General features: G+C 74.3%; 21 protein-coding genes. 15 read left to right on the forward strand and 6 right to left on the reverse strand.

Going from position 1 to position 24,160, the window contains the following annotated elements; all coding sequences use genetic code 11:
• Positions 1–160: 160 nt before the first annotated feature.
• The 3 genes from amrS to JOE68_RS31770 all read left to right on the forward strand — a co-directional run bounded on the left by amrS (position 161) and on the right by JOE68_RS31770 (position 2,213).
• Positions 161–1,612, forward strand: a complete 1,452-nt coding sequence (gene amrS, locus JOE68_RS09535) for an AmmeMemoRadiSam system radical SAM enzyme (protein WP_204841957.1) — start codon at positions 161–163, stop codon at positions 1,610–1,612.
• Positions 1,613–1,618: 6 nt separating this feature from the next.
• Entirely contained in the window at positions 1,619–1,996 is a 378-nt protein-coding gene (locus tag JOE68_RS09540) for a cupin domain-containing protein (protein ID WP_204841958.1), read from the forward strand.
• 88 nt (positions 1,997–2,084) lie between these two features.
• The gene (locus JOE68_RS31770) at positions 2,085–2,213 is read left to right on the forward strand and encodes a hypothetical protein (RefSeq protein WP_275584714.1); all 129 of its coding nucleotides are present in this window, start codon (positions 2,085–2,087) and stop codon (positions 2,211–2,213) included.
• A 38-nt stretch (positions 2,214–2,251) separates the two neighbouring features.
• Here JOE68_RS31770 and JOE68_RS09545 read toward each other — a convergent pair whose 3' ends face one another.
• Positions 2,252–3,196 carry a diiron oxygenase gene (locus JOE68_RS09545; RefSeq protein WP_204841959.1) on the reverse strand — a complete coding sequence of 315 codons (945 nt, stop codon included), beginning with the start codon at positions 3,194–3,196 and terminating at the stop codon, positions 2,252–2,254.
• 558 nt (positions 3,197–3,754) lie between these two features.
• On the opposite strand from JOE68_RS09545, the gene JOE68_RS09550 reads away from it, so the two are divergent.
• The 3 genes from JOE68_RS09550 to JOE68_RS09560 all read left to right on the forward strand — a co-directional run bounded on the left by JOE68_RS09550 (position 3,755) and on the right by JOE68_RS09560 (position 8,466).
• A complete protein-coding gene (locus JOE68_RS09550) occupies positions 3,755–4,903 on the forward strand; it encodes an aminotransferase class V-fold PLP-dependent enzyme (protein WP_204841960.1) in 1,149 nt (382 codons plus the stop codon).
• Positions 4,904–5,192: 289 nt separating this feature from the next.
• On the forward strand, positions 5,193–6,941 hold the full coding sequence (argS, locus tag JOE68_RS09555; RefSeq protein ID WP_307819600.1) for an arginine--tRNA ligase: 1,749 nt from the start codon (positions 5,193–5,195) through the stop codon (positions 6,939–6,941).
• A 217-nt stretch (positions 6,942–7,158) separates the two neighbouring features.
• On the forward strand, positions 7,159–8,466 hold the full coding sequence (locus tag JOE68_RS09560) for a trypsin-like serine peptidase (RefSeq protein ID WP_239562188.1): 1,308 nt from the start codon (positions 7,159–7,161) through the stop codon (positions 8,464–8,466).
• Between the two features lie 72 nt (positions 8,467–8,538).
• On the opposite strand, the gene JOE68_RS09565 is transcribed toward JOE68_RS09560, so the two are convergent.
• Complete coding sequence (locus JOE68_RS09565) at positions 8,539–9,330, reverse strand: SAM-dependent methyltransferase (protein WP_204841962.1); 792 nt, start codon at positions 9,328–9,330, stop codon at positions 8,539–8,541.
• A gap of 195 nt (positions 9,331–9,525) precedes the next feature.
• On the opposite strand from JOE68_RS09565, the gene JOE68_RS09570 reads away from it, so the two are divergent.
• On the forward strand, positions 9,526–9,936 hold the full coding sequence (locus JOE68_RS09570) for a MarR family winged helix-turn-helix transcriptional regulator (protein ID WP_204841963.1): 411 nt from the start codon (positions 9,526–9,528) through the stop codon (positions 9,934–9,936).
• Positions 9,937–10,023: 87 nt separating this feature from the next.
• The gene (locus JOE68_RS09575; RefSeq protein ID WP_307819601.1) at positions 10,024–10,668 is read left to right on the forward strand and encodes a hypothetical protein; all 645 of its coding nucleotides are present in this window, start codon (positions 10,024–10,026) and stop codon (positions 10,666–10,668) included.
• A gap of 142 nt (positions 10,669–10,810) precedes the next feature.
• On the opposite strand, the gene JOE68_RS09580 is transcribed toward JOE68_RS09575, so the two are convergent.
• On the reverse strand, positions 10,811–11,650 hold the full coding sequence (locus JOE68_RS09580) for a spermidine synthase (protein WP_204841964.1): 840 nt from the start codon (positions 11,648–11,650) through the stop codon (positions 10,811–10,813).
• Positions 11,651–11,690: 40 nt separating this feature from the next.
• Positions 11,691–13,271 (reverse strand): amidohydrolase, encoded by a 1,581-nt coding sequence (locus JOE68_RS09585; protein ID WP_204841965.1) that lies wholly within the window; start codon positions 13,269–13,271, stop codon positions 11,691–11,693.
• A 72-nt stretch (positions 13,272–13,343) separates the two neighbouring features.
• Between JOE68_RS09585 and JOE68_RS09590 the strand changes: the two genes are divergently transcribed.
• On the forward strand, positions 13,344–14,291 hold the full coding sequence (locus JOE68_RS09590) for a methionyl-tRNA formyltransferase (RefSeq protein WP_204841966.1): 948 nt from the start codon (positions 13,344–13,346) through the stop codon (positions 14,289–14,291).
• A gap of 75 nt (positions 14,292–14,366) precedes the next feature.
• Positions 14,367–15,023, forward strand: a complete 657-nt coding sequence (locus JOE68_RS09595) for an HNH endonuclease family protein (RefSeq protein WP_204841967.1) — start codon at positions 14,367–14,369, stop codon at positions 15,021–15,023.
• 39 nt (positions 15,024–15,062) lie between these two features.
• On the opposite strand, the gene JOE68_RS09600 is transcribed toward JOE68_RS09595, so the two are convergent.
• Complete coding sequence (locus JOE68_RS09600; RefSeq protein WP_204841968.1) at positions 15,063–15,857, reverse strand: hypothetical protein; 795 nt, start codon at positions 15,855–15,857, stop codon at positions 15,063–15,065.
• Between the two features lie 148 nt (positions 15,858–16,005).
• On the opposite strand from JOE68_RS09600, the gene JOE68_RS09605 reads away from it, so the two are divergent.
• Both JOE68_RS09605 and JOE68_RS09610 read left to right on the forward strand, forming a co-directional pair.
• Positions 16,006–17,487, forward strand: coding sequence for a CYTH and CHAD domain-containing protein (locus JOE68_RS09605; protein ID WP_204841969.1), 1,482 nt, complete (start codon positions 16,006–16,008; stop codon positions 17,485–17,487).
• A 90-nt stretch (positions 17,488–17,577) separates the two neighbouring features.
• On the forward strand, positions 17,578–19,179 hold the full coding sequence (locus tag JOE68_RS09610; protein WP_307819602.1) for a beta-N-acetylhexosaminidase: 1,602 nt from the start codon (positions 17,578–17,580) through the stop codon (positions 19,177–19,179).
• 42 nt (positions 19,180–19,221) lie between these two features.
• Here JOE68_RS09610 and JOE68_RS09615 read toward each other — a convergent pair whose 3' ends face one another.
• A complete protein-coding gene (locus tag JOE68_RS09615) occupies positions 19,222–20,715 on the reverse strand; it encodes an aldehyde dehydrogenase family protein (RefSeq protein ID WP_204841970.1) in 1,494 nt (497 codons plus the stop codon).
• A 146-nt stretch (positions 20,716–20,861) separates the two neighbouring features.
• Here JOE68_RS09615 and JOE68_RS09620 point away from each other — a divergent pair, with 146 nt between their 5' ends.
• The 3 genes from JOE68_RS09620 to JOE68_RS09630 all read left to right on the forward strand — a co-directional run bounded on the left by JOE68_RS09620 (position 20,862) and on the right by JOE68_RS09630 (position 24,160).
• Positions 20,862–22,298, forward strand: coding sequence for a GAF domain-containing protein (locus JOE68_RS09620; protein WP_204841971.1), 1,437 nt, complete (start codon positions 20,862–20,864; stop codon positions 22,296–22,298).
• 651 nt (positions 22,299–22,949) lie between these two features.
• Positions 22,950–23,549, forward strand: a complete 600-nt coding sequence (locus tag JOE68_RS09625; RefSeq protein WP_204841972.1) for a ribonuclease FAU-1 family protein — start codon at positions 22,950–22,952, stop codon at positions 23,547–23,549.
• Positions 23,546–24,160 carry a nucleoside/nucleotide kinase family protein gene (locus tag JOE68_RS09630; RefSeq protein ID WP_204841973.1) on the forward strand — a complete coding sequence of 205 codons (615 nt, stop codon included), beginning with the start codon at positions 23,546–23,548 and terminating at the stop codon, positions 24,158–24,160. The genes JOE68_RS09625 and JOE68_RS09630 overlap by 4 nt, the downstream gene beginning before the upstream one ends.

Below are 24,160 nucleotides of genomic sequence, written 5' to 3' on the forward strand. Positions count from 1 at the left end.
GCCGAACCGGTTCGGGCGCAGCCCACCGGGCGGGGCGCCCAGGCGCGCCCGGCTGATTTCCGGCACGCGGCCGGGAGGTTTCCCCGCAGCGATTCCGCGCAGCGCGCCGACCGCCCGGCGAGGTCCGCGCGCCGCCCCACGAGCGCTGGAGGAGCTGGACATGACGCAGGGCGCGGTCCTCGGGGGGTGGCGGGAGGGCGGTTACCCGGCGCGGCTGGAGGAGCGGCTGGCGGACGACGTCGTCCGCTGCCGGCTCAGCCCGCGCAACTGCCGCATCCGGCCCGGTCAGCACGGCTTCTGCCGGGTGCGCGCCAACCGGGGCGGCCGGCTGGTCAGCCTGAACTACGGCTGGTCGGTGCACGCGACCGAGGAGACCGTCGAGACCGAGGCGGTGTTCCACTACGAGCCGGGCGCCCGCATCCTGTCGATGGGCAACATCGGCTGCATGCTCAACTGCGACTACTGCCACAACTGGAAGACGTCGCAGGCCCGGTACGTCGAGGACAAGGACGTGCACCACTACACGCCCGAACAGGTCGTCGACATCGCGCTCCGGCACGACATCAAGGTCATCTCCTGGACCTACAACGACCCGGTGGTGTGGCACGAGTTCGTGGTCGAGACGGCCCGGCTCGCGCAGCGGAAAGGCATCGTCAACCTCTACAAGTCGGCGTTCTTCATCTCGCCCGAGGCGATCGGGGAACTGCTCCCGGTCATCGACATCTTCTCCATCTCGATCAAGTCCATGGACCCGAAGTACTACCGGAGGATCACCAAGGGCTGGATCGAGCCGGTGCTCGAAGGCGCCGAAGCGGTGCACCGGGCGGGCAAGCACGTCGAGGTCTCCACGCTGATGGTGACCGACCTCAGCGACGACGAGAAGACCGCGCGGGCGATGGCGACCTTCGTCGGCGAGCGGCTGGGCGCGGAGGTGCCGACGCACTTCGTGCGGTTCCACCCCGACTACAAGATGACCGACACCACCCGCACGCCCGTCGACCGGCTGGAGCGCGCCCGCCGGATCGCGCTGGACATGGGCTTGCGCAACGTCTACCTCGGCAACGTCTACGACACCGAGTCGACCGACACCCGGTGCCACGGCTGCGGCGAGCTGCTGGTGACCCGCTACGGCCTGAACGCCCGGGTGCTCGGCGTCGACGCGGAGGGCAGGTGCCTCGAGTGCCGCGCGGACGCGAACATGCGCCGGATCCCGGGCATGACCGCGCCGCCCGCGGTGCCCGAGCTGCCGGACGACGACCTCGACGTGGCCACCTTCGAGTGGTACGGCGACGTGCGGGCCGTGCACGTCCAGGTGCGCAACGACTCCGCGCGACCCGACCGGGTCTACCACCGCCGCGACCGCGCCGGGCACGAGCGCGGCGAGTGGGGCGTCATCGGGTTGCGGCCCGGCGAGAGCTACCGGTTCATCGCCGCGAAGTCGGCCGCGGACGACCGCGGTGTGGCGGTCGCGGTGCCCAGGACCTGCACATCGAGCCTCCACCGGGTGTTCGACCGGGCGCACTTCCCGACGTCGGGCGCCGAGGAGGGCGCGTCGGGCTCCGACGTGACCCCGCTCCCCCTGTTCGTCCGCCCCGTGCGCGGGAAGGAGTGACCCGACATGTCCACGCAGCAGGCGCGGGAGTACCCCGACGTCGTCATCACGCCCGGTTCGGCGGTCGCCGGCCGGGAGGCGTTCCCCGACCTCACCCGGCGGGTGCTGGCCCACAACGACAAGCTGATGGTGGTCGAGCACGTGATGGAGGCGGGTTCGGTCTTCCCCCGCCACAACCACCCCGAGGAGCAGCTGGCCTACCTGATCTCGGGCCGCATCAGGGTGCAGATCGCCGACGACGAGCCGTTCGAGGCCCGCGCGGGGGACAGCTTCGTCGTGCGCGGCGGCGTCGACCACCAGGTGGTCGCCGTCGAGCGCTCCGTCGCGCTCGACGTCTTCACCCCCTCCCGCCGCGACTACGCGGAGTGGGCCGAGCAGGGCTGATCCGGCTCGACCGCACCCTCCCGGCACCGGGGCGGGCCGCCGGAACGGCCTGCCCCGCGCACCCGCCCCCAGGTGTGAAGGAGGAACGGTGACCGACGAGCGCCGAGCTGCCCGGCCGGGCGGCCCGCTCACCGCGGAGCGGTCGGACCCGTTGCCGCCCGGACCGGACGGCGTCGTGCGCCGCGGCCTGCCCCGGCCCGCGACGCACGACGCCTGATCACCGTGCCACCCGGTCGGAGCACCGGGCGGCGCCCGTCACTCCACGAGGCCGAGCCGGGCGAAGCTGTCGTAGGTGCGGCTGTCCTCGAAGACGCCGTTGCGCTCGAACAGGCGCAACGTGGCCGCGCCGGCGGTGCGGATCGAACGGCCGACCGCCATCGGCTCGTTGATCTCCTCCAGGACACCGCGGGTGGTCTCGTCGTCGAGGCCGGCGAGCTTGAGCAGGTGGGCGTCCGCGGCCGGGTCCGGGCCGAGGAACGCGGTGATGAACTGCGGGAGCGCCTGGCCGATCGCATCCCGCTGGCGCTTGCCGAGCTGGTGCCAGGCGTACTGGAAGAACTGCGCGAAATAGGCGTGGTGGCGGCGTTCGTCCTCCGAGTGGTCGGCGATCGTCTCACGGACCGAGGAGATGATGCGCTCGTCCCGCGGGATGTCGTTGAGAATGGCCGAGATCAGCGTTTCGGACACCACGGTGAAGAAGACCTTGGTCAACCCCCGGGTGTCGCTGTCCTCTTCCGCCTCCAGGCGGTCCAGATCCAGCAGGAACCGCGGGAACAGCTCCGGCGAACCCTCGCCGGTGGCGGTCGCCAACTGGTCCTGGAGGTCGTCGGAGAACAGCGCGTGCCACGACTCGTCGGTGCAGATCTTGTACGCGTCGCGGAGCATCCGGTCGGGCAGGTCGAAACCCGCCCGGCGGCGGCTGATCAACTGGGTCACGGGGTTGACCACGAGCTGTTCGAGGTCGCTCGTGAAGTCCAGGTAGATGTGCAGTCGGTGCAGCAGGACGCGCCTGACCAGGTCGTCGTCCGCGTTCCGCTTCACCTCGGGGTGGTTCACCGCGGCCACCAGCTCGGGCGGGAAGAACATCTTCCCGTCCAGGTGCTCGTCGAGGATGTGCCGGGGCTTGCTCCGCACGCTGGCGCGGTCGTCCCAGCTGCCGAACCCCGACCGGTACTCGGTCGCCTCGGGCGTGGTCGTCACGACTATTTCCTTTCCGAAACTATTTTTTGGGTGTGGCGTCATGGGAGTATGCCGCCATGGTCCGGGCGATCAACGGCTCCGGTCAAGACATGGCGAAATGCCCGGATCGCGGTTTTGCACAGCCCCGCCGACAGCACCGCCGAACTCGCGTGGGCAATCCGGCCGGAGGGCGTAACACCCGTTCGGGACGCACTTCGGAACAGTTCGGGACCACGTAGTCCGGCAGTGGCCATTTCACCCCGGTGGTTAGCGGGGTTATTCGGCGTCTTTTCCACTCGGCACGCGCGGCGCGCTCGGCGCGCCCGGCCGGCGCCCGTCGGCGGCGCGCACCGGGCGCTCGCGGCGCCGGGGACCGTCCACACCGGCGCCCGGCCGGCGCCCGCGCCCGCGTCGCCGCCCCCGGTCGGGTCCACATCGGACCGTCGCCGCAACCGCGGTGACCTATGTGGACCGCGCCGGCCCGATCACCGGTTTCCCTTGCCCGGCAGCACCCTCGCCCCGCCAGCGGGGCGCGGTCGACCGCCGGGCGCCGTCGAGGACATCCCAGGAGGACACCCGGTGGTGGAGAACAGGAGCGCGGCCGGGGCCGCGCGACCGCTGGCCATGGTGGTCGGGCCGACCCGCCAGGCGCCCTCGGTGCTGGAGCGGCTCGCCGCTCCCGCGCTGCCGCTGACCGACCCCGCCTTCCTCGCCGAGTTCGGGCGCTGCCTGACCCGGCTGCGCGAGGTCGTCGGCTCCACCTCGGCCGAGACCGTGGTAACGCCCGGCAGCGGCACCATCGGCATGGAGTGCTCCGCGGTCAGCCTGCTGCGCCCCGGGCTGCCGGTGCTGGTGGTGTCCACGGGCACGTGGGGCGAGCGGTGGCGGCGGATCTGCCTGCGCAACCGGGTGCCGGCGCACGCGCCGCGGTTTGCCCCGGGCCGCGCGCCGGACCTCGGAGCGGTCGACCGGGCCCTCCGCCGGCGGCGCCACCAGGCCGTCCTGGTGGCGCACGTCGACTCCAGCAGCGGCGTGCGGTCGGACGTGGCGGGGCTGACCGCGCTCGCCCACCGGCACGGCGCGCTGTGCCTGGTGGACGGGGTGTCCGCGATCGGCGCCGAACGCGTCGAAGTGGACGACTGGGACCTGGACCTCTACCTGGGCGGCCCGTCCAAGGGCCTGGCGGCGGCCCCGGGCCTGGCGCTCTACGCGCTCGGGCGGCGCGCGGTCGAGGCGCTGCGGGACCGGCCGTGGGAGCCGAGCACGTTCGCGCTGGACCTCGCGCCGTGGCTGCCGGTGATGGCGGCGGCGCTGCGCGGCCGGTTCGACTACTTCCAGTCACCTGCCGGCAACTCGGTGATGGCGCTGTCCGAGGCGTTGCGGCTGGTGCTGGCGGAGGGGCGCGAGCAGCGGGTCGCGCGGCACGCGGCGCTGCGCGACCGGCTGCACGCCGGGCTGGCCGACCTGGGCATCCGGCTGCTGGTGCCGGAGGAGCGCGACCGCGCCAACGGCGTCACGGTGTGCCTCGTGCCCGACGACCTGCGGGAGGAGCGGCTGCTGGCGGCCGTCGCCGACGAGGGCGTCGTCCTCCAGGCCGGCACGCTGCCCCTGGCGAGGCGGCGGACGTTCCGGCTGGGTCACCTGGGCACCGTGGACGACGACGACATCTCGCGCGCCCTGGCGGCCGTCGAAGCGGGCCTGCGCGCCTGCCGGCGCAATGCCCGCTGAACCGCTCCCCCGAGCAGCCGCCAACAATGCGACCGGTGTTCACGAACCGCATTAGGGCACCGGGTGCCACCGACCGAATGCGGACCGGCCGGGGCCATTTGACCGGAAGCGGTTCTCCACCACCGGGGCGCAGCCGCGCCGGGGTGCTGCGCCGAACTGCGCCACGTCAGCGTTGTACACTCCCGGTTCGGGCGGCCAGGAGCCGCCGGAACGGCGGCGGGACGAAATCCGCGCCGGCAGTCGGACGCTCTCGCACGAACGGAAATGGCCCGTGACGTTGAATACCACCGTGCCTTCTCTGGGCGCCCGGCTTCGGGACCGGGTCGCGGAGGCGATCACCGCCGCCCTCGGCGACGCGGGCGGGGCCGCCGACCCGAGGCTCCAGCGCTCCGACCGCGCCGACTGGCAGGCCAACGGCGTGCTCGCGCTGGCGAAGTCGCTCAAGGCCAACCCGCGCGAGCTGGCGGCCAAGGTGGTCGAGGCGCTCACCGCCGACGACGTGGTGGCGGCCGGCGAGGTGTCCGGGCCGGGGTTCATCAACCTGACCGTCAGCGGCCCGGCGATCCTGCGGCAGGCGGCGGCGCGCGTGGACGACCCGCGGCTGGGCCTGCCGGTCGCCGCGTCGACCGGCGTGTCCGTGGTGGACTACTCGCAGCCGAACATCGCCAAGGAGATGCACGTCGGCCACCTCCGGTCGACCATCATCGGCGACGCGATCGTGCGCGTGCTGGAGTTCACCGGCGAGCGGGTCGTCCGCAACAACCACCTCGGCGACTGGGGCACCCAGTTCGGCATGCTGATCCAGGACCTGCGCGAGCGGCCCGAGCTGCTGGCGGGCGAGGAGGAGGGCGGCGACCAGCCCTCGATGTCGCGGCTCAACCGGCTCTACCGGGGCGCGCGGGCGCGGTTCGACGGCGACCCGGACTTCGCCGACCGGGCCCGCAAGCGGGTCGTGGCGCTCCAGGCGGGCGACCCGGACACGATGGACGCCTGGCGCGAGATCGTCGAGGAGTCGAAGCGGTACTTCGAGGCGGTCTACGCCGAGCTGGACGTGCTGCTGACCGACGCGGACGCGGTCGGCGAGAGCTTCTACAACCCGTTCCTCGCCGAGGTGTGCGCGGAGCTGGAGGAGTCCGGCGTCGCGGTGCGCAGCGAGGGCGCGCTGTGCGTGTTCTTCGACGACGTGAAGGGCCCGGACGGCTCGCCGGTGCCGCTGATCGTGCAGAAGAGCGACGGCGGCTACGGCTACGGCACCACCGACCTCGCCGCGATCCGGTACCGGGTGAACGTCCTGGGCGCGACCGACCTGCTCTACGTCGTGGACTCCCGCCAGGCCCTGCACTTCAAGATGGTCTTCGAGACCGCGCGGCGCGCGGGCTGGCTGCCCGAGGGCGTCACGGCGCGGCACCTGCCGTTCGGCACCGTCCTCGGCCCGGACGGCAAGCCGTTCAAGACCCGCGCCGGCGACACGGTCCGCCTGGTCGACCTGCTCCAGGACGCGGTGGACCGCGCGGCCTCCGTGGTGCGCGAGAAGAGCCCCGACCTGTCGCCGGAGGAGCTGGCCGTGCGCGCCCGCCAGGTGGGCATCGGCGCGGTGAAGTACGCGGACCTGAGCACGTCGCGCACCCGCGACTACGTGTTCGACGTGGACCGCATGGTCTCGCTCACCGGCGACACGGGGGTGTACCTCCAGTACGCCTACGCGCGCATCCAGTCGATCCTGCGCAAGGCGCCGGACGTGACGGCGGCGGTGGACCCGGAGATCCCGCTGGAGGACCCGGAGCGCGCGCTGGGGCTGCTGCTGGACGAGTTCGGCGACGCCGTGGCCCAGGTGACGGAGCTGTACGAGCCCCACCGCCTGTGCAACTACCTGTTCTCGGTCGCGTCGGCGTTCACCGCGTTCTACGAGCGCTGCCCGGTCCTCAAGGCCCCGTCCGAGGCCCTGATGGCCAACCGCCTCCTGCTGTGCCGGCTGACCGCGAAGACCCTGCGGCAGGGCATGGCCCTGCTCGGCCTCGCGACGCCCGAGCAGCTCTGAGGCCGGGCCGCTCCCCCACCGACCCGCGAAACCCCGGTCGGCTCCGCCAGTGGAGCCGACCGGGGTTTCGCGCGTGGGCCGGGCGAAGTCCCGACTCCGGTAGCTGGAGCGGCGGGGTCCCGCCGTGCGACCGTACGGGTCCGGGTCGCCCTTTCCCTGGAGGACGGGCCGGACACCGCCGCCTTACGAGGGAACGACCTTTCCTAGGAGGTGCGCCATGTCACTACGGTCACGAACCCTGCCCATGGTGGCCGCACTGGCGATGGCACTGCCCGCACTACCCGCGCTGCCCGTCCTGACCGCCCCCGCCGCCCTGGCCGAAGCCCCGCGACCCGCCGCGGCGGCGAAGGTGAGCGCGGCGGGCGAGGAGAAGGCCGGCGGCGCGACCCTGCGCTACGCGCCGACCGGCCGCTCCTGGCGGGTGGTCCTGTCCGAACCCGGTTCCACCTACGTCAAGGTGCACTTCGCGTCGCTGGAGCTGGCGCCCGGCGACCGGGTCACGGTGGCCGACCCGACCGGCCGCGAGGTGCACACCTACCGGGGCGACCCGACCAGGGCCGCGTTCCCCGGCGACTCGCCGCACACCGTGCACGGCAAGCGGGGCTTCGCCGCGATGTCGGTCGACGGCGACACCGCCGTGGTCACCCTGCACGCCGTGACCGACCGCCCGGACGCCGCCGAGCTGACCCGCCGCGGGTTCGGCGCGCGCATCGACACCTACTACCGGGGCTTCAGCCAAGCGGAGCTGGCCGCCGCCAACCCCGCGCCGCTGAGCGTCTGCGGCGCGGACGCCCGCCGCGACGTGGTGTGCTACCAGGCCAACCACCCCACCGAGTACGCCCGGTCCGGCGCGGTGGCCCGGCAGCTGCTCAAGGGCATCGGCCACTGCACGGCGTGGCGGGTGGGCAACACCAACCGGATGCTCACCAACCACCACTGCATGGAGAGCGCGGCCGACCTGAGGGCCAGCGAGTTCCAGTTCGACTACCAGTGCGCCACCTGCGGCGGCAACAACCCCCGGCCCGGCACCAAGGTCAGCGGCGCGGAGCTGATCAAGTCCAGCCCGCTGAGCGCGCTGGACTACGCCTTGTTCTCGGTCAACGACTTCACCTCCGTCCAGCGGTTCGGCACGCTCTACCTGGACGTGCGGGAACCGGTGGCGGGCGAGCGCATCTACATCCCCGGCCACGGCGACACCAGGCCGAAGCGCCTCTCGCTGTACGAGGAGCGCGACGGCGGCGCGTACTGCAAGATCGACGTGGTGTCGTCCGGCGTGAACACCGGATACCGGTGCGACTCCTCCGGCGGCAACTCCGGCTCGCCGGTGCTGGCGGGCTCGTCGCACAAGGTGATCGCGCTGCACCACCTCGGCGGCTGCCCGAACTGGGGCACCCGGATCACGCTGGTGCACCGCGAGATCGCGAGCCTGATCGACAACAGGGCCGCTCCCACCCCGGGCAGCGCGTCCGAGGGCGCCACCGCCTTCCCGGTGGGCGGCCCGGCCACCGGCGCCTCGAACCCCTAGGCCCTCCGGTTCCCGGCCGGCGTCGCGGTGGGACCGCCGCGACGCCGGCCGGCGGGTCGGGGCCCGGCGGGGTCAGGGCTTGCGGCCCACGGCGGCGAGGCCGGCGAAGCGCTCCGGGGCGGCGCCCACCTCCTCCGGCGACGCCGGCCGCCACAGCGGCAGGTGCACCACTCCCGGCTCGACCAGCTCGTAGCCGGCGAACAGGGCGCGCACCCGGTCCGCGGAGCGCATCGTCATCGGCGTCGCCGTGCGCTTGCGGTAGAGGTCCTGGTGCGAGTCGGCCTGCTCGTCCTGGCCGTCCCGGGTGGCGTGCGAGACGACGAGGTGGCTGCCCGGCGCCACGGCGTCGCGGTAGGCGGCCACCAGGTCGTCCGGCCGGTCGGCGTCGGTCACGAAGTGCAGCACCGCCACCATCATCACGGCGATCGGCCGGTCGAAGTCCAGCAGGTCGCGCACCGCCGGGTGCCCCAGGACCCGCTCCGGCCGGCGCAGGTCCTCCTGCACCACGGCGGTCCGCCGGTCGTCGCCGAGGATCGTCCGGCTGTAGGTGACGGCGATCGGGTCGTTGTCGACGTACACCACGCGCGCGCCCGGGTCGGCCCGGTGGGCGACCTCGTGGACGTTGCCCGCGGTCGGGATGCCCGAGCCGAGGTCCAGGAACTGCCGCACGCCCCGGGCGGCGCAGTACTCCACGGCGCGCCGCAGGAACGCCCGGTTGGCCTGCATGATCAGCGGCAGCTCCGGCCACAGCTCGATGGCCTTGAGCGCCATGTCCCGGTCGACCGCGAAGTTGTGCGCCCCGCCGAGGTAGTAGTCGTAGACGCGCGCCGCGCTCGGCCTGGTCAGGTCGATGTCGTCAGCCATGGGGGCCTTCCGTGGGTGGTCCGGCCGAGCGCCGGGCCGGCGGGCGGGGCGCCGGTGACGGTACCGCGCCCGCCCGGAGGGGTGCGCGCGTCCGGGTGAAGGGCCGTTCGAGGTGCGCTCGCGCACGTCCGGGCCGGTCCGCGCGACCCCGGCATAGTATGTAGACCCATACCTGCGACCGGGGAGGGCCGAGCCTTGTCAGCCCACGCGACGTGGTCGGGCCTCCGCGCGCTGCACAACCGCGTCAACGCCGGGCTGGAGCGGGCCCTGCAGCGGAGGTTCCACTTCGGGCTGTCGGAGTTCACGGCGCTGGGCGCGCTGCACGAGGCGCCCGAGGGCGGGCTGCGGATGCAGGAGCTGACCGAGGTGGTGGGGCTCAACCAGAGCTCGGTGAGCCGCCTGGTCGCCCGGTTGGAGCAGTCGGGCCTGACCTCGCGCGAGGTCTGCGAGACCGACCGGCGCGGGGTGTACAGCTGCATCACCCCGGAGGGCCGGGGGGTCTACCGCAGCGCGAGCCCGTTCTACGAGCGGACGCTCGCGGCCATCTTCGACGAGGTCGCCACCGACCCGGAGCTGGGCCCGCTGCTGACCAAGATCCGCTCCTGACCTGCGGGAACAACTTCCCGGAAGCACCCGTTCGCCACCGCTCAGCGTCGTACCCGACGGGTAGAATTCGAACGTAGGTTCGATGCTGTGCGAGGGGAGCCTGTCGTGGTCGTGGAACCGGTCAGCGTCACCGCGTTGTCGTTCACCGAGTACGTGATGAGCGGCCAGCGCGGCCGGATCAGCATCGTGTCCGAGCAGCGGGACGTCTACCTGGGCGCGGACCGGTGGGTGTGCGGGTTCTACAACCCGATGAGGGACGCGATGCGCCGCGCGGCGAACTCGCCGGACCCGGACGCCGAGCTGGACGCGGCGGTGCGGTCGGCGTCGCGCAACGGGCAGCTGCGGGCGTTCGAGGAGATCCGGCAGGGCTTCCTGCCCTGGTTGAAGGGCACCGGGGCGACCGGCGTGCCGGTCTCGCCCGCGCGGTGGTCGGCGGGCGAGCTGACCCTGCGCGTGCGCCCCCACCTGGGCCTGCGCCTGCCGGACGGCTCGACGGCGGCGGTGCTGGTGTACGTCAAGGAGCGGGAGATGACGCAGGAGGCGGCCAACGTCGGCCTGCGCGTCCTGCAGCAGGCGGTCGACCAGGCGCTGCCGGGGGCGACGCCCCTGCTGCTGGACGCTCGGCGCGGCAGGGCCTTCCGGATGGCCAAGCGGACCAACCTGGCCAAGCTGGACGCCCTGATCGCCGCCGAGGCCGCCGGGTACGTCGTGCACTGGCGGATGAGCGCCTGACCCGCCCGCCGGCGGCTCGGCCCCGGGAGCGCCGGTCCGGCGACCGGGGCGGGCCGCCGGTCACCGGGCCGGTCGCAGAACGCGGATCACAGAACGCCGGTCACCGGGCGCGGATCACCGGGCGCGGATCACAAGGCGCGGGTCACAGGGCGCAGTCGGGCACGGGGGTGACGGGCCCCGCCGGGTGCTCGGCGGTCAGCGGGGGCGCCACCCCGCGGAAGGCCGCCAGCTGGGCGGCCGAGAGGCAGAACACGCGGTCGCCGGCGGACCGCGCCCACTCGGTGAGGGCCCCGTGCGGCAGCTCGCGGTCGGAGGCGGCCAGCACCGCGTTGCCCGCCTGCCTGCCCAGCAGCAGGCCGGGCTCGGCCAGGAGCACGACGTGCGGGAACACCTCGGCGAGCGACGCCACGGCGCGCAGCGGCAGGGTCATGTCCGCTGCGGACCACGTGTTGCCCAGGTAGAGGCCGCCGGGGCGCAGGACCCGGGCGATCTCGCGCAGGAACTCGACGGCGGCCAGGTGGGCCGTCACGGCGCCCGCCCGGAAGACGTCCACGACCACCACGTCGGCGGCGGCGTCGGGGGTGCGCGCGATCCCCCGCTCGCCGTCCTCGACGCGCACCCGCAGGTCCGCGATCGAGTCCAGCTCCAGGTGCGAGCGCACCAGGTCGACCAGCGGGCCGTCGAGCTCGTAGACCGTCTGGGGCGAACCGGGGCGGGTCGCGGCCAGGTACCTGGCGATCGTGAAACCGCCCCCGCCGACCTGGACCGCCGTCACCGGCTGCCCCGCGGGCCAGTGCAGGTCCAGCACGCGGGCGGCCCACGTGGCGTAGGGCAGGTGCAGGTAGGTCGGGTCGGCCAGGTCCACGCAGGACTGGAGGGCGCCGTCGACCGTGAGCAACCAGCTGGTCGGGCGGTACGGCCCCGGCGCCAGCCGTGCCATGCCGAACCGGACCTGCCGGTCCACGGCCTCGCGGGGTTCCACGTCGCCACCCTAGACCCCGCCGCGGCGGGCGGGGCGGCGATCAGGGGGCGAAGCCGGCCGGGTCGTGGCGGAACTCGCCGTCGACCACGGTGGCCAGGACGGGGATGTCGCCGATGGCGGACACCTCGCACGTGCGGGGGTCCTCGGCCAGCACCGCGAAGTCGGCGAGCTTGCCCGGGGTGATCGAGCCGAGCAGGTGCTCCCGCCGGCAGGCGTAGGCGGAGCCCAGGGTGTAGGCCGTGATCGCCTCCTGCACCGTCACCGCCTCGTCCGGGCCGACCGGCAGGCCGCCGCGCGACCGCCGTTCCACCATGAACTGGATGCCCCGCAACGGGCTGCCGTCCGCCACCGGGCGGTCCGAGCTGCCGGCCAGGACCACGCCCCGGTCGAGGAACGCCCGGCCCCGGTACAGCCAGGGCGCGCGGTCCGGCCCCATGATCGCCGAGTAGTCGTCGCCGTAGGCCCACAGGAACGACGGCTGCACGACCGGTGTCACGCCCAGCTCGGCGATGCGGTCGAGCTGGTCGGGCCGCACGAGGCCGCAGTGCTCGATCCGGTGGCGCGCGTCGGGCCGGGGCGCGACCGCCCGCGCCTCGGCCAGCGCGTCGAGGGCGAAGTCCACGGCCCGGTCGCCGATCGCGTGCAGCGCCAGCTGCCAGCCGGCCGCGTGGCCGTCCAGGACCGCCGCCCGCATGACCTCGGGGTCGTCCTGCAACTGGCCGACGCCGCCGACGCCCGCGTACGGCTCGGTCAGCGCCGCCGTGCGGGCCATCATGCCGCCGTCGGTCCACAGCTTGAGCGCGCCGAGGGACAGCCACTCGTCGCCCAGCCCGGTCCGCAGCCCCAGCGGCAGCGCCCGCCGCACCCCGTCCGCCGGGTGGGCGCGGACCTCGCGCAGCTCGCCGGCGGACACCATCAGCTGCACCCGGAGGGGCAGCGGTTCCCGCTGGTAGGCCGCGACCTCCAGCGGGCTGCTGCCGAGCAGGCCCGCGCCGACCCCGGCCTCGGCCGCGAGCACGACGCCCTCGCGCAGGCACTGCCACGCGCCCCGCCGCACGTCGGAGGCGATGTCGGCCAGCGGGTAGGGCAGCACCAACGCCCGCACCGCCGACTGCGCGCCCTCGGCCAGGAACCCGGTCGGCCGGCCCTCGGCGTCCCGCTGGGCGCCCTCCAGCGCGGTGCGCGGCAACAGCTCCAGCACGTCGCTGCTCACCACGCACGCGTGCCCGGACAGGTCCTGGACGTACACGCGCGGCCCCACCGCGTCCAGGTCCCGCGCGGTGAGCGGGCGGTCCAGGGCCCGGTGGTCGTAGCCCGCGACCTCCAGCCACCGCGACCGATCGGCATCCCGAAGCGAGTCCAGCACCTGCGCGACGGTCGAGCAGCCGGAGATGTCGGGCGTCCGGGAAGCCCTCCCGGCCCACGCCAGGTGGTTGTGCGCGTCGACGAACCCCGGCAGCACCACGGCCCCGCCCAGGTCCACGACCCGCCGCGCGGGCAGGTCGGCCACGTCGTCCAGCCCGACGACCCGCCCGCCCCACACCCCGGCGCACGACGCGGTCGGGCGAGCCGGGTCCAGGGTCGCGAACCGGCCGCCCACCAGCTTCAGGTCCAGGATCACCGGGGCAGGCTAGCCCTCCCCGGCTAGGTTAGGGTGCGGTAACTTAGGCAAGCCTTAACTAGGAGGAGTCCCATGCGGGTCGTCATGTTCGGCTACCAGACCTGGGGCCACCGCACGCTCCAGGCGCTCCTGGACTCCGAGCACGAGGTGGCCCTCGTCGTCACCCACCCCCGGAGCGACCACGCCTACGAGCGGATCTGGAGCGACTCGGTCGCCGACCTCGCGGCCGAGCACGGCGTCGAGGTGGTCGTCCGCAGCCGGCCGGACGACGACGAGCTGGTGCGCGAGCTCGAGGCGGTCGACCCGGACGTCATCGTGGCGACCAACTGGCGCACGTGGATCCCGCCGCGCATCTTCACCCTGCCCAAGCACGGCACGCTGAACGTGCACGACTCCCTGCTGCCCGCCTACGCGGGCTTCTCCCCGCTGATCTGGGCCCTGATCAACGACGAGAAGGAGGTCGGCGTCACCGCGCACATGATGGACGAGACCCTGGACGCGGGCGACATCGTGCTCCAGCGGGCCGTCCCGGTCGGTCCCCGCGACACCACGGCCGACCTGTTCCACAAGACGCTGGAGCTGTTCGGCCCGATCACCGTCGACGGGCTCGCCGAGATCGCCAAGGGCCGCACCGACTTCGTCAAGCAGGACCGCTCCAAGGCCAGCTTCTTCCACAAGCGCGCCGAGGAGGACCTGCGCATCGACTGGACGTGGGAGGCCGAGGAGCTGGACCGGCTGGTCCGCGCCCAGTGCGCGCCGTACCCGAGCGCGTTCGCGTTCCACCGGGGCAGGCGCCTGGAGATCGTCGAGGCCGAGGTCTCCCGGGCCCGCTACGGCGGGACGCCGGGCCGCATCTTCTACCGGGAGGGCGACGGCGTGGCCGTCGTCGCCGGCGCCGAGGCCCGCCGGGGCCGCAACCACGCCCTGCTGGTCAAGCGCGTGCGGACCGAGGACGGCCGCGAGCTGGCGGCCTCGGAGTACTTCACGCACATGGGCGGCTACCTCACCAGCCGCCCCTGACCGGCGCCCCCGCCGGGGCGGGGCGATCCCCGCCCCGGTGGCCGCGCCGCGCCGCGATCACCGATCATGGGTGCCATGAGCCGCAAGCGGTCCACGACGTGGGCGAGTGTGGTGGTGCTGGTCCTGCTGCTGGCGGTCGGCTACTACCTGTCCCGCCACGAGCCGACCACCCCCGACCAGCCGCCGGCGACCACCGGCCCGGCGACCGGCGAACCGGCGGCGCAGCTGGCGGCGCTGACCGTCGCGCCGGAGGGCCGGATGACCGGCTACAGCCGGGACCGCTTCCCGCACTGGAGCAGCCAGGGCGACTCGTGCGACACGCGCGAGGTCGTGCTGCGGCGCCAGGGTTCCGGGGTCCGCAGCGACTCGGACTGCAAGGCCACGGCGGGCACGTGGACCAGCGCCTACGACGGGGTGACGGTCACCGACGCGGGCAAGCTCGACATCGACCACACGGTGGCGCTGGCCGAGGCGTGGCGCTCCGGCGCGGACAAGTGGACCGACGAGCGGCGCCGGGCGTTCGCCAACGACCTCGACGGCCGCCAGCTCGTCGCCGTCTCCGCGACCAGCAACCGGGCCAAGGGCGACCAGGACCCGGCGAAGTGGAAGCCGCCGCTGGAGACCTACTGGTGCACCTACGCGACCGACTGGATCTCGGTGAAGGCGGCCTACGGCCTCACCGTCGACCAGGCCGAGCACGACGCCCTGGCCGCCATGATCGGCCGGTGCTGACCCCGGGCCCCCGGCGCTCCGGGGCTTTCCTCCGGGTCCTCAGGGCCGCAGGGACTGCAGCTGGTCCGCCAGGTCCGCGTGCGCCTCGGTGCGCCGCACCCAGGCCGCCGACCCCGACCCGGCCGAGGGCGGTTCGCCCAGCGGGTCCAGCGCCGTGGTGATCCCGTACTCCAGCCGGTAGGCGATCAGCCCGGTGGCCGCCCGGATCCACGGCGTCGGGTCCGGGCTGGTGATCTCGCCCAACCCCACCCGGAACCACACCGGCAGCCGGGCGTCGCGGGCCAGCGCCCGCTCCAGCCGCCGCGCGGCGGCGTCCCAGACCTCCTCGCGGGCCTTCTCGCCGGCCAGCACCGCCTCCCGCCGCCAGGAGTCCTCCGCCGCCGCCGTGTCCGCGTCCAGCCGGGCCGCGGCGGCCGCCGCGCTGCTCTCCAGGGCGCCGACCTGCCAGTCCAGCTGGTGCACCTCGTGCTCCAGGGCGTCCCGCTCGAACCGGGGCATCCGGCCCGCCGCCAGCCGCGCCCGGCCCGCGTCCCGCCGCTGCATCAGCCCCTCGTACTCGGCGACCTCCTGCTGCAGCTCCACCCGCACGGAGTCGGCCAGCACGTCCTGCTCGGCGTGCCAGGCGGCCCGCAGCGCCGCGACGACGTCGGCGACCTCGTCGTCCACGGCGTCGAAGTCCTCGTCGGGCCCCGACCCGGCGCCGGCGAGCCGCCGTTCGAGCACGAGCAGCCGCGCGCCGACCCGCTCCAGCTCGGCGGTCAGCAGCTGGGTCCGGGTGACGAGTTCGGCGACGGTCGGCTCGACCTCGTCGAGCCGCTCTTTCTCCGTGGGCACGGGCTCCAGCCAACCCGACGGACCGGCCCCGTCCAGGGACCGACCGGGAAAACCACGCGGACGACCGCGACAAACCCCCGTGCAGGTCAACGCACGTCACCGAGAGTCATCACGGATAAACATCCACTCAACGGTGTATGCCTGGGACATGGCGACATCGGTGCAGGAGACGGAACGCAAGTACGAGGCCCCCGCCGGCGTGGCGCTGCCGGAGCTGGCGGACCTCCCGGGCGTCGCCGCCGCGGCCGGGCCGGAGGAGCAGCGGCTGGAGGCGGTCTACTACGACACCGCGGACCTGCGGCTGGCCCGCGCCGGACTGACGCTGCGCCGGCGCACCGGCGGCGACGACGCCGGCTGGCACCTGAAGCTGCCGGTGGGCGGGGACACCCGCGAGGAGGTGCGGCTCCCGCCGGGGCGCGCCGCGAAGCACCCGCCCGAGGAGCTGGGCTCCCTCGTCCAGGCGCACGCCAGGGGCGGCGAGCTGGCGCCGGTGGCGCGCATCCGCACCACCCGGCAGCGCTGGCAGCTCGTGGACGGCCGCGGCGAACTGCTCGCCGAGGTGGTGGAGGACCTGGTCTCCGCGCAGGACGTCGCGGACGAGTCCGTCGACAGCTGGCGGGAGGTCGAGGTCGAGCTGGGCGAGCGCGGCGACGCCGCCCTGCTCGACCTGGTGGAGCAGCGATTGGCGGGGGCGGGCATCGTCCGCTCCCGGTCGTCGGCGAAGCTGACCCGCCTGCTGTCCGGCCGGCTCGCGCCGGCGCCGCCCGCGCCGAAGGCCGGCAAGACCGCGGGCGACGTCGTCCTGGCCTACCTGCGGGAGCAGGCGGACGCGCTCAAGCACCACGACCCGGGGGTGCGCCGGCGGGGCGCGGAGGCGGTGCACCAGATGCGCGTGGCGACGCGGCGGATGCGCAGCGCGCTCCAGGCGTTCGGCGAGGTCGTGGACCGCGACCGCACCCGCGAGCTGATCACCGAGCTGAAGTGGATCGCCGGGGTGCTGGGCGAGGCGCGGGACGCGGAGGTGATGCGCGACGGCTTCGAGCGCAACGTCGCCGCGCTGGACCCCGACCTCGTCCTCGGCTCGATCCCCGCCGAGCTGACGCGGCACTTCGCGCCGCTGGAGGCGCGCGCGCACGAGTTGGCGACGGAGGCGATGAACAGCCCCCGCTACTTCGCCCTGCTCGACGCCGTGGACGCGCTGCTGGCCGACCCGCCGCTGACGCCGACGGCGGCGCAGAAGGCCCGCAAGGTGCTGCCGCGGCTGGTGCTCAAGACCTACCGGCGCCTGGCGCGCAACGCCGAGAACGCCCACGACGACGAGTCGCTGCACGAGTCCCGCAAGGCCGCCAAGCGCCTGCGCTACGCGGTGGAGGCGGTCGAGCCGCTGTTCGGCAAGGGCGCCACGGAGTACCGCAAGCGCCTCAAGGACCTCCAGACGCTGCTGGGCGAGCACCAGGACAGCGTCGTGGCGCGGCCGGTGCTGCGGCAGCTGGGCGGGCAGGCGCACCAGGACAACACCAACGGCTTCACCTTCGGCCTGCTCTACGGCATGGAGGTGGCCAGGGCGCAGCGCGTCGAGGAGCGGTTTCCGGCCACCTGGCGGGGCCTCGGCAAGCCGAAGTTCGCCTGATTGGTCTGGACCTTGACACCTCCTGGCCCGGCTGGAACCGTGAACCCGCCGCCGCCCGGGTGATCCACGCCGACCCCCAGGAGGACGTCCGTGCCCCGACCAGCAGCGAGGACGAGCAGAGCCGGCCGACGCGGGCTCGGCCTGACACTCGCGGCACTGCTCCTGACCGGCGCGGTGGGCGCCGCGACGCCGGCGCAAGCGACCACGGAGACGCCGTTGCGACAGATCGTGCCCGCCCCGGTGAAGGTCACGCCCAAACCGGGCACCACCTACACCCTGTCCCCCGACACCCGCATCCACACCCACCCCGGCTCGCGGGAGGCCCGGCAGGTCGGCGAGTACCTGGCGGGCGTGCTGCGGCCCTCCACCGGGTACCGCCTGCCGGTGACGCCCGGCGCGTCCTGGCGCGGCATCTCGCTGCTGCTGGTCGGTGCGGACGCGCGGGTCGGCGAGGAGGGCTACCAGCTCGACGTGACGCGGCGCGGCGTGGTGATCCGGGCCAGGACGGCGGCCGGGCTGTTCGCGGGCGTGCAGACCTTCCGCCAGCTGCTGCCCGCGAAGGTCGAGGCGAAGACCCGGCAGCGCGGCCCGTGGACCGCGCCCGGTGGCAGCGTGCTGGACTACCCGCGCTACGCGCACCGCGGCGCGATGCTCGACGTGGCACGGCACTTCTTCTCCGTCGACGAGGTCAAGCGCTACATCGACCAGATCGCGCAGTACAAGGTCAACCGGCTGCACCTGCACCTGACCGACGACCAGGGCTGGCGGCTGGAGATCAAGAGCTGGCCGCGCCTGACCTCCCACGGCGGCAGCACGGAGGTCGGCGGCGGCGCCGGCGGGTACTACACGCAGGAGCAGTACCGGGAACTGGTCGCCTACGCGGCGTCGCGGCACATCACGGTGATCCCCGAGATCGACATCCCGGGCCACACCAACGCCGCGCTCTCCTCGTATGCGGAGCTGAACTGCGACGGCGTCGCCCCGCCGCTGTACACCGGCATCGATGTCGGCTTCAGCTCGCTGTGCATCGACAAGGACATCACCTACCGGTTCGTGGACGACGTGCTGCGCGAGGTCGCGGCGCTGACGCCCGGCGAGTTCATCCACATCGGCGGCGACGAGGCGCTGGTCACCACCGACCCGGACTTCATCGAGTTCATGGACAAGGTCCTGCCGCTGGTGGCGAAGCACGGCAAGAGGGCTTCCGGCTGGCACGAGTTCGTCAAGGCTTCCCCGGACGCCTCGGCGGTGCCGCAGTTCTGGGGCACGAAGCCGGTCGCGCCGGACGTGGTGGCCGCCGCGCAGCGCGGCAACAAGATCGTGCTGTCGCCCGCCACCAAGGCTTACCTGGACATGAAGTACGACGAGAACACGCCGCTGGGCCTGAAGTGGGCCGGCTACACCGACGTGGAGGACGCGTACGACTGGAACCCCGGCGCGTACGTGCAGGACCTGCCGGAGTCGGCCGTGCGCGGCGTCGAGGCTCCACTGTGGACGGAGACGCTGGCGCAGTCGGCGGACCTGGAGTACATGGCCTTCCCCAGACTCCCGGCCATCGCCGAGCTGGCGTGGTCGCCGTGGAGCACCCACGACTGGACCGGCTTCAAGCACCGCCTGGCGGCGCAGGCCCCGCGCTGGGAGGCGCAGGGCGTCAACTACTACCCGTCGCCGCAGGTGCCCTGGAAGAAGTGACGCGCGCCCGCGGGGAGGCGGTTCGGCCGCCTCCCCGCGGCGCTACGGCAGGTCGTGCCCGGCGGAGTAGCCGATCCGCAGGCTCCTGGTGCGCCGGAAGCGGTCCAGCAGCGCGCGGTGGTCCTCGTCGTCGTCCGGCCGGCAGCCGTCGGGCGCCGCGTGGTTCACCCGGACCCGCGCGGCCCGGATCCCGCGCCCGACCCGGTGGGCGGCGCCGAGGTCGCGCGACCACACGCCGGCGTCCCGGACGTCCGGCGTGTCGTTGACGAGCTTCACCGCGTCGTCGCGGTCGTCGAAGCGGGACACCGACACGACCGGACCGGGCGGTTCGCCCGACGGGGGCGGCAGCCTGGTGTCGCGTTCGAGGATCGCCGGCGTGAGGTAGGAGCCGCCGGAGAACTCGCCGCCGAGGTCGACGCGCTCCCCTCCCCGGACCAGGCGCGCGCCTTCCCGCCGGGCGTGGTCGATGTGCGCCAGCACCGCCGCCAGCCGCGCCGGGCCCGCCTGCGCGCCGACCGCGGTCCCGGTGTCCAGCGGGTTGCCCGGCCGGAGGGCCCCGACGCGGTCGACCGCGTCGGCGAGGAACCGGTCGTAGGCGGAGGCTTGGACGAGCACCCGCGACGGGACCGCGCACACCCCGCCCCGGTTGCGCGTGAAGGCGGTGAAGCCGGCCAGGGCCTCGTCCAGGAAGGGGTCCCGGCGCGCGGCCACGTCGGCGAGGAAGACCTCGGCGCCCCGGCCGCCCGGTTCCAGCAGCACCGGGACCAGGTTCCCGGCGGCGTGCCGCAGGACCGGCCGCCCGGCGCCCGCCGCGCCGGCGAACGCGACCAGGGCCACCCGGCGGGAGGACGCGAGCGGCCCGCCCGCCTCGGCGCCGGAACCGGTCACGACGTTCACCACGCCCGGCGGCAGCAGGTCCGCGATCACGTCCACCAGCTGGTGGACCGACACCGGGGCGTGCTCGGCGGGCTTGAGCACCACCGCGTTGCCCGCCGCCAGCGCGGGCGCGAGCACCCGGGCGGCCACCAGCAGCGGGGAGTCCCGCGGCAGGAGCTGCCCGACCACGCCCAGCGGCTCCGGGAAGCGGTGGGCCACCACGTCGTCGCCGACCAGGGCCGCCGTGCCGCCCCCGGCCGACAGCGCACCCGCGAGGCGGCGGAAGCGGTCCACGACCGAGGGCACGTCGGCGGCCAGCGCCTCGCGGACCGGCCGACCGGTCTCCCACGCCTGCACGACCGCCAGGGCCTCCAGGTGGTCCTCGACGCGGTCGGCGATCTCGGCCAGCGCGGCGGCGCGCCCGGCGGGCGGCGTGCGGCCCCACGCCCCGGCCGCGCCGTGCGCCGCGTCCAGCGCCCGGTCCACGTCCTCGGCGGTGCCGCGGGCCACCTCCGCGAACACCTCGCCGGTCACCGGTGTCGCGGCGGTGGCGTAGCCGCCCGCGGCCGGCGCGACGTGCTCGCCGCCGACGAAGTGGTCGTACCGCTCCCGGCAGGACACCACGCTGCCCACCCGGCCCGGTGCCGCGTACCTGGTCATCCCGCCGCCTCCCGCGTCGTCGCGCCGATCGCCGGGCGAACCTAGGCAGCGCCACGTTGCAGTCACGTTGCACCCGATCGGGGGAGGGATCGGCTTGCCGCCGCCGGCGGCGGGCCGTCATCCTGAAGAGCCCAGGAGGTCCCGCCATGCACCCCGATCCCCGCCGGCTCGCCCGCCTGCACGAGGCGACGCTGAGCGGGGCGGCGGCAGCCGGCGCGCGGGCGGTGATCGTGGAGTCCTGGCGGCGCTCGCTCGCGGCGCGGGTCGACCCGGACCGGCACGAGGCGCCCGTCGTGCTCGACCCGGACGAGGTGGCCGCGCTGCGCGCCGCGCACCCGTTCGCCGCCGTGCTGCCGCTGCTGCGCGAGGCGCTGGTGGGCGTCGCCGACGAGGCCCAGCACGTCATGATCATCACCGACGCGGCCGGCCACGTGCTGTGGTGCGAGGGCGCGGCGGCGGTGCGCGGGCGCGCCGAGCGGGTGCGGCTGACCGAGGGCGCCCGCTGGAGCGAGGACGCCATCGGCACGAACGCCATGGGCACCGCGCTGGTCCTGGGCCGCGCGGTGACCGTGCACTCGGCGGAGCACCTGGTGCGCACCTGCCACGGGTGGACGTGCGCGGCGACGCCCGTGCGCGACCCGGACACCGGGCAGGTGCTGGGCGTGATCGACGTGAGCGGACCGCTGACCAGCGCGCACCCGGCCGTGCCCGCCCTGGTGGCGACCGCGGGGCGACTGGTGGAGAGCCAGTTGCGGGCGCGGCTCGCGATCGAGGACGAGCGGCTGCGGTCGGTGGGCACCCGGCACCTGGCCGGCCTGCGCGGCGAGCCCGGCGCGCTGCTCAGCCCCACCGGGCGGGTGCTCGCGACGGCGTCCGGGGACGCGCCGGTGGACGTGGCGGGCGGGCGCGTGGACGTGGCGGGCGGGCAGGTGCGGCTGGCGGACGGGCGCGAGGCGCTGGTCGAGCCCCTGGCCGAGGGCTACCTGCTGCGCGTGCCGCCCGCCCCGCCCCGCCGCGCCCGCAGGCCCGTGCTGTCGCTCCGGTTCCTCGGCGGCGAACCGGGCGGGGCGCTGGACGGGCGGGAGCTGGTCCTGTCGCTGCGACACGCGGAACTGCTGACCGCCCTGTCCCTGCGCCCGCGCGGGTTGACCGCCGAGCAGCTGGCCCTGGACCTGTACGGGGAGCGCGGCAACCCGGCCACGGTGCGGGCCGAGCTGCACCGGCTGCGGGCCCAGCTCGACACCGTGCTGCTGACCCGGCCCTACCGACTGGCCGCCGAGGTCCGCGCCGACTTCCTCGCGGTGCGCGCGGCCCTGCGGGTGGGCGACGTCCGCTCGGCCGCGCGCGCGTACCGGGGTGAGCTGCTGCCGCGCTCCGACGCCCCGGTGGTGCGCGAGGAGCGCGACGACCTCGCGACGGCCCTGCGGTGCGCCGTGCTGGACCTCGGCGACCTGGCGGCGCTGTGGTCGTTCGCGGGCACGGTGGAGGACGCGGAGGTGTTGGAGCGCCTCGTGCGACTGCTCCCCCGCACCGATGCCCGACGCGCCCTCGCGGCGGCTCGGCTGCGACGGGCGTTGGCATAGGGAGCGACAACGCCAACCACCCGACTCGACTGGGACCAGGTCTTACACCCCGGCTTCCGAGCCCGATTTCAGCTTGAAGCTCTTGTCTTTTGCTCTCGCCCTCCCGCACGCCCCGTGCAGACCGGTCGCCTCGTGTTCTCCCCGTATGGCCTGCCCGGAGGGCTACCATGCTTTCTTGGGGGGTGCAAGCACGCTTTTCGCTTGCACCCCCCAAGAAAGCATGGTCGTCTTTGACAGGTCATGCGGGGGGAACACGACCGCTGTTTCTTTTCATTCTCCTTGGCGGCCTGCCTGTCCGGCGAGGACTCTTTCAAGCTTTTCAGCCTCGGGCGGTACGGCACCGAATCTCACCCGGATCGGTGCGGGGCACAAGTACGAAGAGCGGCCGAGAGGCCCCCAAGGAGGAGGAAAAGAAAGGGCGGTCGTGTTCTCCTCCCCGCACGGCCTGCCGAAGGCAATCAGATTTGCCTGGGGGTGTCAAGCGGTAAAGCGTGCTTGACACCCCCAGGCAAATCTGATTGGGCTGCGCCCAGGCCGTACGGGGAGGAGAACACGAAGCGACCGGTATGGCACTGGGTGCGCCAGCCTTGTGGAAAAGCGCAAGAGGGGCGTGGGCCGGGTTCGTCATCGGCCGGGATCTAGGCTGGTGGCATGGGGTCGTTCGCGCCGGGGGACGTGGCGTTGCGCCGTGAAGTGCTGCACGGGCGGCCGTGGGCGGTGACGCCGACCCGGGTCGTGCTGGACGAGCCGGGTCTGCTGGTGGTGTTCACCGTTCCCGGCACGGTGTTCGGCTTCCCGCGGCACCACTACCCGCACGGCTGGCAGGCCGCCGGGAACACGCACTGGCGCGGGCACGGCAAGTTGCAGCTGCACCGGCCCGGTGACGCCTACTCCGTCGACCTGTACTGGCAGGGCCCGCAGCGGCGGTTCGCGGGCTGGTACCTCAACCTTCAGGACCCGTTCCGGCGCACCGCGCTCGGCTTCGACACGCTGGACCACGCGCTGGACTACTGGGCGCCCGTCGAGGGCGGGTGGGTCGAGCGGGACCGGGAGGAGTTCGAGGAGCAGCTCACCGCGGGCAAGTACACCGCCGAGCAGGGCGAGGCGATCCGCCGCACGGGCAAGGAGGTCGCGGCCATGCTGGACGCCGGCGACACCTGGTGGGACCCGGCGTGGGCGGGGTTCGCGCCCGACCCCGCCTGGCCCGTGCCCACCCTGCCCGACGGGTGGGAGGACTACCCGCTGCCGTGAAGGTCCGCCCGCTGACCCCCGAGTCGCTGGTCGCCGAGCTGGTCGACCGGATCGACGCCGCGCCGCGCACCGGCTGGGTGCGGGTGCTGCTCGACGGCGCGCCGCCGGCCCGGCCGGACCGCCTGGCCGACGCGCTGGTCGAACCGCTGCGGGCGGTGGGGCGGCCGGTCCAGCGGGTGTCGGCGGGCGACTTCCTGCGGCCCGCCTCGGTGCGGCTGGAGTTCGGGCGCACCGACCCCGACTCGTTCCGGGACGGCTGGCTGGACGTCAACGGGCTGCTCCGCGAGGTGCTGGAGCCGCTGGGGCCCGGCGGGACCGGCCGGGTGCTGCCGTCGCTGTGGAACGCCGCCACCGACCGGGCCAGCCGCGCCGACTACGCGACCCTGCCCGAGGGCGGGGTGCTGCTGCTGGACGGCACGCTGCTGCTGGACCGGTGGCTGCCCGCCGAGCTGACCGTGCACCTGTGGCTGTCCGCCGCGGCGCTGGCCCGGCAGACCGACCCGGACCAGCGGTGGACGCTGCCCGCCTACGAGGGCTACGAACCCCGCGCCGACGTGACGGTGCGGTACGACCACCCCGACCGGCCCGCGCTCGTGGGTACGATCGGGTAG

It is taken from the genome of Saccharothrix algeriensis (assembly GCF_016907655.1).
Taxonomy (GTDB): Bacteria; Actinomycetota; Actinomycetes; order Mycobacteriales; family Pseudonocardiaceae; genus Actinosynnema; species Actinosynnema algeriense.

Excerpts from the sequence above, each read along its gene's own strand:
- amrS (WP_204841957.1), top strand. The coding sequence starts at position 161 with ATGACGCAGGGCGCGGTCCTCGGGGGGTGGCGGGAGGGCGGTTACCCG.
- JOE68_RS09540 (WP_204841958.1), top strand. The coding sequence starts at position 1,619 with ATGTCCACGCAGCAGGCGCGGGAGTACCCCGACGTCGTCATCACGCCC.
- JOE68_RS09560 (WP_239562188.1), top strand. The coding sequence starts at position 7,159 with ATGTCACTACGGTCACGAACCCTGCCCATGGTGGCCGCACTGGCGATG.
- JOE68_RS09565 (WP_204841962.1), bottom strand. The coding sequence starts at position 9,330 with ATGGCTGACGACATCGACCTGACCAGGCCGAGCGCGGCGCGCGTCTAC.
- JOE68_RS09590 (WP_204841966.1), top strand. The coding sequence starts at position 13,344 with ATGCGGGTCGTCATGTTCGGCTACCAGACCTGGGGCCACCGCACGCTC.
- JOE68_RS09595 (WP_204841967.1), top strand. The coding sequence starts at position 14,367 with ATGAGCCGCAAGCGGTCCACGACGTGGGCGAGTGTGGTGGTGCTGGTC.
- JOE68_RS09605 (WP_204841969.1), top strand. The coding sequence starts at position 16,006 with ATGGCGACATCGGTGCAGGAGACGGAACGCAAGTACGAGGCCCCCGCC.
- JOE68_RS09615 (WP_204841970.1), bottom strand. The coding sequence starts at position 20,715 with ATGACCAGGTACGCGGCACCGGGCCGGGTGGGCAGCGTGGTGTCCTGC.
- JOE68_RS09620 (WP_204841971.1), top strand. The coding sequence starts at position 20,862 with ATGCACCCCGATCCCCGCCGGCTCGCCCGCCTGCACGAGGCGACGCTG.
- JOE68_RS09625 (WP_204841972.1), top strand. The coding sequence starts at position 22,950 with ATGGGGTCGTTCGCGCCGGGGGACGTGGCGTTGCGCCGTGAAGTGCTG.